The 10,705-nt window shown below is 44.5% G+C and carries 11 protein-coding genes and 1 tRNA gene; 3 read left to right on the forward strand and 9 right to left on the reverse strand.

The genetic code is table 11. The features are described 5' to 3' along the window. Positions 1-21: 21 nt before the first annotated feature. Positions 22-159, forward strand: a complete 138-nt coding sequence (locus B4K20_RS06960) for a dihydroxyacetone kinase subunit DhaK (RefSeq protein ID WP_289282418.1) — start codon at positions 22-24, stop codon at positions 157-159. Here B4K20_RS06960 and dhaL read toward each other — a convergent pair. From dhaL to B4K20_RS07005, 9 genes are all read right to left on the reverse strand, one after another. Beyond that, positions 156-785 carry a dihydroxyacetone kinase subunit DhaL gene (gene dhaL, locus B4K20_RS06965; protein ID WP_289282373.1) on the reverse strand — a complete coding sequence of 210 codons (630 nt, stop codon included), beginning with the start codon at positions 783-785 and terminating at the stop codon, positions 156-158. The two genes, B4K20_RS06960 and dhaL, sit on opposite strands and share 4 nt — an antisense overlap. Positions 786-860: 75 nt before the next feature. Further along, a complete protein-coding gene (gene nikR, locus B4K20_RS06970; protein WP_007147022.1) occupies positions 861-1,310 on the reverse strand; it encodes a nickel-responsive transcriptional regulator NikR in 450 nt (149 codons plus the stop codon). A gap of 85 nt (positions 1,311-1,395) precedes the next feature. Next, on the reverse strand, positions 1,396-2,766 hold the full coding sequence (glnT, locus tag B4K20_RS06975; RefSeq protein WP_289282374.1) for a type III glutamate--ammonia ligase: 1,371 nt from the start codon (positions 2,764-2,766) through the stop codon (positions 1,396-1,398). A gap of 26 nt (positions 2,767-2,792) precedes the next feature. Further along, complete coding sequence (locus tag B4K20_RS06980) at positions 2,793-3,557, reverse strand: creatininase family protein (RefSeq protein ID WP_289282375.1); 765 nt, start codon at positions 3,555-3,557, stop codon at positions 2,793-2,795. Next, positions 3,557-4,465 carry an ABC transporter ATP-binding protein gene (locus tag B4K20_RS06985; protein WP_289282376.1) on the reverse strand — a complete coding sequence of 303 codons (909 nt, stop codon included), beginning with the start codon at positions 4,463-4,465 and terminating at the stop codon, positions 3,557-3,559. The genes B4K20_RS06980 and B4K20_RS06985 overlap by 1 nt, the downstream gene beginning before the upstream one ends. Positions 4,466-4,474: 9 nt before the next feature. Then, positions 4,475-5,422: an ABC transporter permease gene (locus tag B4K20_RS06990; protein ID WP_286303592.1), complete on the reverse strand. Its 948-nt coding sequence runs from the start codon at positions 5,420-5,422 to the stop codon at positions 4,475-4,477. Between the two features lie 108 nt (positions 5,423-5,530). Further along, positions 5,531-6,496, reverse strand: a complete 966-nt coding sequence (locus B4K20_RS06995) for an ABC transporter substrate-binding protein (RefSeq protein WP_289282377.1) — start codon at positions 6,494-6,496, stop codon at positions 5,531-5,533. 445 nt (positions 6,497-6,941) lie between these two features. Then, positions 6,942-8,141, reverse strand: a complete 1,200-nt coding sequence (locus B4K20_RS07000) for a porin (RefSeq protein WP_289282378.1) — start codon at positions 8,139-8,141, stop codon at positions 6,942-6,944. Between the two features lie 317 nt (positions 8,142-8,458). Continuing rightward, a tRNA-Phe gene (locus tag B4K20_RS07005) sits at positions 8,459-8,534 on the reverse strand. A 139-nt stretch (positions 8,535-8,673) separates the two neighbouring features. Here B4K20_RS07005 and B4K20_RS07010 point away from each other — a divergent pair. Continuing rightward, positions 8,674-9,756 (forward strand): hypothetical protein, encoded by a 1,083-nt coding sequence (locus tag B4K20_RS07010; protein ID WP_289282379.1) that lies wholly within the window; start codon positions 8,674-8,676, stop codon positions 9,754-9,756. Between the two features lie 41 nt (positions 9,757-9,797). Then, a partial coding sequence (locus B4K20_RS07015) for an efflux RND transporter permease subunit (protein ID WP_289282380.1) occupies positions 9,798-10,705 on the forward strand: 908 nt, incomplete at its 3' end.

Below are 10,705 nucleotides of genomic sequence, written 5' to 3' on the forward strand. Positions count from 1 at the left end.
GAGGAGCGTGGTATAGAAATTGTGCGTTCACTGGTAGGCAACTACACCACATCACTGGATATGGCGGGTTGCTCTGTTACGCTAACATTGATGGATGACGAAATGCTGCAGTATTGGGATGCACCTGTACATACGGCGGCATTACGTTGGGGGATTTAGTTTTTACTTAACTCATCAGCAATGACGCAAAGAATAAGTTGTGATGTACGAGCGCCTGCATCGATGTGACCGCGGGCGCGTTCACCCAAAAATGATGCTCTTCCTTTTGTGGCCAGCATGTCTTTAGTTGATTGCATACCTTGTGTAGCGGCTGTTTTCATATTACTTAGAACCGCCGCTTTGTCTGCATTTTTTTTAGCATCACTTTGCAATGATTGCATCACTGGAATCAGGGTATCCAGCATGGTTTTTTCACCGATATCGGCTTTTCCTCGCGCTTTTATTGACTCAACACCTGCTGAGTAAATAGTGGAAACCGCTGTCAGATCCATATCTCGATCTTTAGCGGCTTTCCCCATACTCACAAACATGGAACCCAGCAATGAGCCTGATGCGCCACCCATAGTAGACATTAGAGTCATACCCATTTTCATGAATGCTGCTGACCAATCAAGCTGAACCAGTTCATCATTCTGTTTAGTCAACGCCTCAAGTCCACGTAATAGGTTGGTGACATGGTCACCATCACCAATAGCTCGATCCAACGCAGAAATCTCCGCTTCATTGTTCAGTATTTCAGATTGAATTGCAGCAAGAAGGGGAGGGAGAAAAGTGGTATCAATCATGTTTAGGCCTGTGAGTTTATCGCAGAGCATAAAAGTACTGAATCCATAGCATCAGGTCAACTGACAACCATCGCTTTATGTTTGCTTCGGAGGTAACGGGTGGATGGGTGGAATGATATCGGCGTTCAATAATAAGCGTCCATACACCACACCTCGCAGTGTAATCATTTTGTCGGCGATCATGTTCAGGCGATTAGCTGGGCCTTGAACTAAAATCACAGAAAGAGTGTTGGTGTGAGTTAAATTGACATTGAGGTTACTGATGACCTCATCAATGTATTCATATTGCAGATCATGTAGGCGCTTCTGTAGGCCGGGTACAGAGTGGTTGTAAACCAGATTAACGGTGCCAGTCATCACGGTATCGCCTTGTTGAGCACGGTGCTCATTGATTTGTAAGTTGATCATGTCACAAATAGCCTGAGAGCGACTTTCAAACCCCCGTTTACTGACCATTTCATCTAAACCTTCCAGCAGACTTTCAGGTAATGAGATACTGATACGACTGACTTTTTCTTTGCTCATGCGAACTCCTGAAGTTTGTCATCATTATTGTCTGGATGGACAAGACTATCACCCCGGCTAAAACCGGGGTGATGTCACCTTATTTTTAGAACAAGTGGCTATAGCGCTCCACTTCCCATGCACTAACCACAGTGTGGTATTCATTCCACTCAGCTTGTTTGTAACGAATAAATTCGTTTCTCAGCTCACTACCCAGGACTTCTTCCATAAACGGATCAGCAGCAAATGCCTGAATGGCTTCGTCCAGCGTTCTGGGTAAGAATTGAATGCCTAATTCCTCACGTTCTGCTTCAGTTAATTCATACAGATTACGTTCCTGGGGTTTACCAGGATCCAGGCCTTCTTTGATACCTTCTAGACCAGCTGCGAGCACCAGAGCGGCTGCAAGGTATGGATTGACAGCGCCATCGGCATTGCGTGATTCACAGCGACCACCACCCATCGGCACCCGAACTGAGTTGGTACGGTTATTCGAGCCAAACGAGTTAAATACCGGTGCCCAAGTGAAGTAAGGCATATCACCCTGGCGAACTAGACGTTTGTATGAGTTTACGGTTGGAGCAAACACCGCACATAAAGCGGGCCCATGTTTTAAAACACCGGCAATGAACTGATAGCCTAATTTGGTTAAGCCGAGGCCATGCTCATCTTCTTCAGGTTTGCACTGGAAAAGGTTAGCTCCAGTCTCCAAATCATAAAGCGACATATTAAAGTGAGCGCCTGTTCCAGTTTTATTTGAGAAGGGTTTAGGCATGAATGTCGCTAATAAATCTTCTTGTTTCGCATACTCTTTTGCCATCATCTTCAAGAAAGTAAAGCGATCGCAGCTGGTAATGGCATCAGCGTAGTTAAAGTCGAACTCGAACTGTGCATTGGCATCTTCATGATCGAAAGAGTAAAGCCCCCAACCCAGATCATCAATGCTGGTGGCCATTTTGTCTAACCAGCTAAAATTACTTAAAAAAGCGCGAGTGTCATAACAGGGTTTTTTCAATTTATCATCTGGATCAGGCACAGACAGGGTGCCATCTTCATTTTTCTTCACCAGGTAAACTTCTGCTTCAATACCCAGATTCATGCCATAACCGAGCTCTTTTGCTTGTTCCAGTACAGATTTGAGTAAAACACGAGTACTGAGCATATACGGTTTTTTGTATAGGGTATTATCGGCTGGCATCCAGGCAATTTCTGGTTGCCATGGTAGTTGAATAATATGATCTAAATCTGGCACAGAGGCGATTTCATCATCATTTGGCTGCTGTCCCAAACCATCGACAGCATAACCGGTATAAAGCTCTGAGCCATGTGCCATATGATGTAAATGCGAGAGCGGGACAACTTTACCTTTCGGTACGCCATGGATATCCACATACGTACCCATGCAGTATTTCACGCCTTTGCTTTTTAATTCTTCTTGTATTTTTCTGATTTCATCATCAGTTTTGATGTTAATCATGAGATTACCCTTCTTTGGTTAATGATTTATAAGAGAGACTGGTGGTAGCTTTGATCAAGCGGCGGTTGTTCCTTAATTGCTCTCATCACCAGTTGAGATAAGTCTTCACACATCCATGAAAAAAGTGCTTCACCCTCAGCTTTTGTTGCAGTGGAGGGTTTACCTGTCACGCCATTTAAACTGGTGCGATTGACAGGATGGCTGAATACACAGCCATCAGTTCGGTCCGGATCATCTGCGTCAACTAATTTATCTTCACGCACTAACTCCGGGTGTAAGGCCATCATCAAAGCGGTTTCGGCTTGATTGGCATGCCAGTCTTCAGCATCGTCGTGATGGGCTTTGCGAACACGTTCCGAAATTTGAGCGGTGTGAACCAAGCCGATCATCAAATCATCATGACGTGCTCTGAGCATTTCCAAGGCGCAACGAAGTGGAGCGGCATTGGTCACATGGCCATTGATCAGTAACAGGCGTTTAATACCGGAAGAGGCTACCCAGTCACCGATATCGGAAATCACATCAATCAATGTTTTAGGATTGAGTGCCATCGTGCCTGGCCATCTTTTAGAATGACCGATAGAACAACCATAAGGCTGGGTGGGTAATAAAATAACCGGTGTCTGCTTTGCTACTTCTTTGCATAAGGTGTCAGCAATAGCGGAATCCATACCACAGCCCATATGTGGTCCATGCTGTTCGGTGGCGCCTACAGGCAGTAAAGCGGTATCAACACCGTTTTTTACAGCCTCAGCTACTTCTTCCCATGTCATTTGTGCTAATTCATACATTAGAGAACGCTCCCAACTTCATCATTTACTGGCACCATGCGGACAAGGTTCAGGTGATCTTCATCATCATCCTGCTTGGGAGGGTGAATCAGTTCTTCCAGTCGTTTTTTAGTGGCGATAAATTCTGGTGATAAAAATTGATCTGGATTTCTAGGTTGAGGTACCGGTACTTCAATCACTTCTTGTACTTCGCCGGGATTGGCTTTTAGCACCAGAATACGATCAGCTAGATAAATGGCTTCATCCAGATCGTGGGTAATGAAAAACACCGTCACATCAATGTTTTTCCATATCTCCATCAGATAAGCCTGCATTTTGCTGCGAGTTTGAGCATCAAGGGCCCCAAATGGCTCATCCATCAACAGCACTTTAGGTTTATTGGCTAAAGCTCTGGCAATGGCAACACGTTGCTTCATACCTCCTGAGAGTTGATGGGGGTAGCTGTTTTCAAAACGTGCTAAACCAATTAAGTCTATCCACTGTCTAGCTTCAGCTTCTGCTGTGCCTTTGTCATAGCCAGATTCACGTAGACCAAACATCACGTTCTGCTTGACGGTTAGCCATGGAAATAAGGTATAACCTTGGAACACCATGCCGCGTTCTGGTCCCGGTTTATCGACGACTTTGCCATCCAGTTTGACTTCACCTTCGGTGGCTTGCTCAAGGCCAGCCAGAATGCGAATCAGGGTGGATTTACCACAGCCTGATGGCCCAATCACACAAACAAACTCACGTTTATGAATGCTCAGATTGATATCTTTTAATGCGGTCACCGTGCCATGTGGGCTTTGGAAGGTTTTACTTAATCCTGTCACTTCCATGGTGACTGGACGTTTTTTGATGCGGGCAAAACGGTCTCGAACAGCATCTGACTGAACGCGATAATCGGGTAAGGTTGGTTCACTCATCTCGTGCTCCTAATTCGCTTTCTGCCAAGGGAAAAGACGACGTCCAAACCAGGCGAGTAATAAATCAATGGTCAGGCCTAAAATGCCGATCATCATGATGGCGGCGAAGACGTTGTCGAAGTTTTTGTAGCGTGCTTGTTGGGTGATAAACCAGGTAATACCTGAGCTGGTGCCAATTAATTCCGCCACAATCAAATAGGTCCAGGCCCAGCCAAGCAGGATGCGGGTGTCGCGGTATAAATCCGGCAAAATGCCAGGTAATACGATGCGAAATAGCATGGAGCGATTATTTGCGCCCAATGTTTGACCCGCTTCCAGTAAGGCTGGGTCCAGTTTTCGGGTGGTATTGGCGACGATCAAAACCTGCTGGAAAAAGGTACCGATAAAAATAATCGCAATTTTTGGCGCTTGATAAATCCCAAGAATCGCCACCGCCAATGCACCAAATGCTGGCGCAGGTAGGTAGCGGAAGAACTCGATAAAGGGTTCAAATAATCGAGAGAAAAAGTCATAGGTCCCAGCCAAGACGCCAAGGGGAATGCCTATGATGGATGACAAAAGGAATCCATAAAAAATAACCTGAATACTGCTCCATAGACTTTCGTGTAACCACAGCTCACTGCTACGTTTGGGTTCGGTGGTAAACGACGTATAGAAAGCGGTGACAACTTCATGTGGCGCGGGCAAATAAATAGGGTTGGCCGGTATGCCTTCTGGTATGGCCTTGCCTGCTGCGGAAGCTTTGTCGAGTTCAGCATTAAAAACCTCTTTATCAACTAGCATTCCTTCACGAAAGTAACTCACAGAGCCGGGTAAAGTGACTTCTACTTCCGGGTGCCAAATAAATGGGACATAGCTGACCAGACACCAAAGAAGAATGGGTAATACAAAACTGCTGATAGTCACTAATTGTCGACTACGCGGCTCAAGCGGTTTATTAACTGAAAAGAGTGACATAAACAGTACCTTTGCTATTTTCAGACAACACGATCCCCTGCCTGGTCATGACATAAAATTTCAGGAAGAGGGGGAGGCACCGGTTGATGAACGGTGCCTATTAGTCTTTTACTCGCCTAATAAAAGAGAAGGATCGATGTAATTATCGACAGTCTGTTTATCGGCATAGACCTTATTGTCGACATTGAATTGATCCGCAATTTCTGTTGAACCATAAAGCGAACCAAAGCCGTCTGCTTTTTTCATAAAGCCTTGAGCTTCTTCTTTAGTCAAAATCTTAGTACCATCGATAAAGTCTTTATACGCCTCGGGTTCAATACCAACGCGAGCAGCCATGATGCTGATGGCATCATCACGTGTTTTTGGATCATTGAGGTAATCAACCGCCATATACCAGGCATCGATCACTTTTTTCCATTCATCGCGGTGAGTTGCCAAGCTTGATGGAGAAACAGCTAACACATCATAAATAAGACCAGGTTCATCGGCACTGGTGTAAATAGGTTTCGATCCTGGCACTAAATCTAATGCCTGACCTGAGTTTGGTTGCCAAGCCCCAATAGCTTCGACCTGGCCTGATGCCAAGACTTGTGGTGTTTCATTTGTGGGCACATTCACTAGTTCAACATCACTTTCAGTCATACCGGCTTTTTCTAATCCGTGCAGCAATAATAAATGATCGACAAAGCCGAGTTCGACGCCAACTTTTTTGCCTTTCAGATCGGTAATGGAGTTAATGCTGGGCGCACCCACAATCATATCGTTACCGTTACTGTAGTCATTAATCAGGATCATGACATTTTGGGCACCTGTGGCACCTGTGACTAGAGCGTCACCATTAGTCATTGTTACTGCATCTAACTGACCCGCAGCGAAGGCGTCCATACTGGCTACGTAATCAAACCATTCAAATTGCACATCCACACCAACTTTATCGAACATTTTCTTTTCGATGGCGATTTCCCAAGCCACCCAACCTGGCCAATCGCTATAGCCAATTTTTAGTGGTTCTGCGCTGGCATTAGCTGAAAGTAATAAACCTGCGAAAGCAGAAAGAAATAGTCTTTTTTTCATTTTAGATACCCCGGTTAGTATTACGATTTACCAATTTGGTAATACTAGGTTTTGCAGTAACTGTGCCAGACCATGGGGCGTTGTATGGTTAGGAGAGAAAAATTGGTATAAATGGATGAGGCAATATTGAAGTAAAACCAATAAAAATATGGCTTTCAGCGGGTTATAGTGAATAGTAAGTGAAATGGTAATAAGAGAAGATCTGATCTTATTGCAGTATTTTACATCGGCTAATTCCAGATGCTTATGCACTAAAAAGACACGTGAATTGATAAAAAGCCCCAAAAGTGCGCGCTGTTGTAGAAGCTAATTTGGAAATGATGTTTATTAAATAGAAGAGGAGGTTGGGATCGCGAAAAGAAGAGTATAAAAAAAGCCCCAACCCGAAGGTTGAGGCTCTTTTATTAAGCTTTGAACCAATTCAAATGAATTGTTTCAGATTAGCTTACCAGCTGATGAAACCACCCAAAGATAATACATCAACTTCATCATCAGATGATTGGTTGTGGTATTCAGTTTCCATTTGTGAGTATTCAGCAACCAATTTAAGGTTGGCTGTTACATCATGGTAGATACCAATAGTTGCCATAGAGTTAGTATCTAAGTCAGCAGCATCACCAAGGCTTGCGTTGGTGTTGTCTCTGTCTAAAGTAGACTCACCGTAAGAAGCGGCAACAAATGTTTGGCCACCAAAACGGTAACCTAACTGTGCGTAGTAACCATCACCGTCACGTGCACTACCATTTGTGTTGAAAGCGCCAGTGCCTAAACCGTTAACGCCTTGACCTTTGCTGTCATAGTAAGTAGCAACTGCTTCAAAACCACCGAAGATTAATTGACCACCAACAGTGTAAGCATCAGAAGTTTCGCTACCTGTAGCATTGCTGTAACGAACGTCTTGAGTCATACCATCTAACCACAGTTTCATAGAACCGCCGTCAAATGCTGTAGCGTAGCTTAAAGATGCTTCATAACGAGCGTCTTTTTCAAAGCCAGTACCAGTCGCTTGTAAAAAGTCATCAGAATCCATTACTGCAACAGCAGCTTTAAAGCCGTTCATATCAGGAGTGGTGTAACGGATTTGTGAGCGCCAGTTAGCGTACTCATAACCCCAACCGATACGACCTAATGAAGTTGTTCCAGTGTTTTGATCGCCAGCTGCTGTGACGCCAGTCGCACCTACACCGTATAAAGTTTGGTCCAACAGGATGTTGTTAGCTGCATAAAGGCCTAGACCTTTACCTAACATGATTTGACCGAATGAACCGTCAACTGTTGCAAATGCTTCACGTTGTTCCATAGCGTCGTTACCGCCTTGGTTTTCGTTGAAGTAGCTGCCATTGTTAGTTGATGGTGAGATAGAAACACGTGCTGCAATTTTAAGGCCATTGATTTCAGGCATTGCCACGTTAAAACCAAAGAATGTAGGTAACAGACCGTTAGCTACTTGTTGGTTGTTTTGATCGAAACCACCGTTAGCGCTGTCTTGGTCGCTAGCGATGAAGAATTGGTTGATGTTACCGTCAACGCTGAATTCGTAGCCGTTTTCACCACCGACAACGATTGTCGCGTTAGCTGCACCAGCAGCTGTTAATGCTGCTGCACCGACTAAAGAAGCCAGTGTTGATTTTTTTAATAATTTCATTCTGTTTCACCTTCTAATTGTTAACAGATTACTTTAAGTCTCTCTCGTAACCGGATATGTCTCGGTTGTTAGCTATTTTGCATATAAAAAAATCTAATGCAACACTTTTACAACAATTTTTTTAATTTTGACGAGAAAATCACATTTCTGTGTTTTTTTTACCACAATGCTTTCGTTCTCTGCTATGCGAAATAACGGAATAATGCGTGATAGGTGTTGCTGTGGGGATAAGAATTTATTGTGGAAATTATGCAACAAAAGTGACAGGCAATAAAAAACCCAGTTTCTTTTCAGAAGTCTGGGTTTTTTATAATCCGTGGTGGCTCGACCTGGAATCGAACCAGGGACACAGGGATTTTCAATCCCTTGCTCTACCAACTGAGCTATCGAGCCGATAAGGGTGCGTATTAAACCTTCTGACAGGTGTGATGTCAAGGGGAAATCATCATTAATTCTATTCCATACTTGTCCGCTTCAGTGGGGCATGCTCTAATGACCAGCTATTTTTATTGATTATTCAATGGATAACTGAATGTCGGCATTAAATAAGAAGTGGTTATGGGCATTGATCATTCTAGCTGCTCTCGCGGTTATTTTCGTCGGGTCGTTTTGGGATAAATCGTGGAACGAGCGACTCGAAGAGTTGGTTTCCAGTCATCAGCAGTTTGAGGATGATGATGACAATGAAGACGAAGAGAATACTAACCAGCCGCTCATCGTCACACTAGTGGATGAAACGATTCCCTACGCGGGCATTGACACGCTCACACTACATAAAACGCTTTTGTTTCCTGAGTTTAAGGCTTATGCAGAAGTCGTGGATATACGCGAACTGATTCAATGGCGTGCGCGATTAAATCAGCTAAGATCGGCCGTCACTATTGCAAGCGTGACTGAAAATGCAAACCGATTGGAGTGGGAACGACTGAAGAAGCTGGCAAAGGGAACTGGTAGTGTGGCCAGTAAGAATGTGATCTATGCGGAAACCAGCTGGCGTGAAGCCAAGGCCAACCTTAACTCTGCGGCATTTCAGCTTGAAGACGCAAAAACAGAGTTGATTCAAAGCTGGGGTGAATCCATTGCAAACTGGGTTATGGATAAATCTTCGAAAGAGCTGGAAAGATTAATTAATCGTCATGACACATTGCTAATGGTGACACTTCCTATCGAGTCATCGTTGCCAGCAGATGTGAATGTGATTCGAGTCTCTCGTGCGGGGGGCCGCGCTTCTGCAAGAAAAGCTTATTTCGTTTCCCCAGCCTATGTCAGTGCAAAACAAATTCAGGGTGAAACGTATTATTTCCGAATTGCGACCGGCAAGCTTCGTTTAGGTATGCGTTTGGATGCCTGGATTCCAGAAAATAGTGATCCTGATTCAGGCTTTCATATTCCAGACGAGGCTATTGTCTGGTATTCGGGACAGCCTTGGGCTTACATCCAATTGAATGAAGCAAGCTACAAACGTATACCTTTAAGTGAGGGCAAGTTGGTCGCTGGCGGTATATTTACACAAAACGAATTTGAAGAAGGTAATGAGGTCGTGATTTCAGGGGCTCAAATGTTGTTATCAGAAGAGTTCCGCTGGCAGATTCATGATGAGGACGATGATGATTAAATGCCGCTTCTGTTTTAGTCAGCTGATTGAGGTGAGTCTGCATGCTATCTAAAGTCGTTGCTTTTTCGGTACGCTTTCGTGGCGTGGTGGTCGCTCTGGCTTCGATGTTACTTATTTATGGTGTCTATAAATTATCTCACTCCAGCTTAGATATTTTTCCAGAGTTCGCCCCCAAACAGGTCATCATTCAAACAGAAGCCCAAGGCCTAACGGCTGAGCAAGTAGAAGTCTTGGTGACGCAGCCTTTAGAAAATGCGCTGGGTGGTCTAGTGGGGATGGAATCAATCCGTTCTCAGTCTATCCCCAGTCTTTCGGTGTTGACGCTAACCTTTTACGACAATACGGATATTTATCTGGACAGGCAGTTAGTATCTGAGCGCTTATTGGGGTTAAAAGAAGTCTTACCGGCTGGCGTGGGCGCTCCATTGATGGTGCCATTAGAATCCTCATCCGGCACGATTATGACCATAGGACTGACGTCTGATTCGCAAGACTTGATGACATTGCGCTCGCTTGTAGACTGGACATTGGCTCCCAGGTTGCTGAGCGTCGATGGCGTGGCAGATATTAATGTGTTTGGCGGTCATGAACGTCAATTACAAATTCAGATAAAACCCGACAAATTAGCGAAATATGGTATTTCGATCGATGAAGTGACGACAGTCGCGCAGCAAGCTACCGGCATTATGGGCACCGGCTTTGTTGAAAACCAGAATCAACGAATGACCATTCAAGTCAGCGGACAACCGCTCAATGCCACACAGCTAGCCAAAGTTGTAGTGAGAAAAGAAGGTAATACTGTTCTGCGACTGGGTGATATTGCGTCTGTAAAAGAAGCGCCAGCACCAACCATTGGTGGTGCTGCTATCGGTGGTAAACCTGCCGTTGTGTTAATGGTCATTGGTCAATACAAAGCGAATACACTGGCAGTAACCGAAGGCATTGAGGC

Origin of the sequence: Methylophaga sp. UBA5088, from assembly GCF_002414625.1 — a bacterium.
Taxonomy (GTDB): domain Bacteria; phylum Pseudomonadota; class Gammaproteobacteria; order Nitrosococcales; family Methylophagaceae; genus Methylophaga; species Methylophaga marina.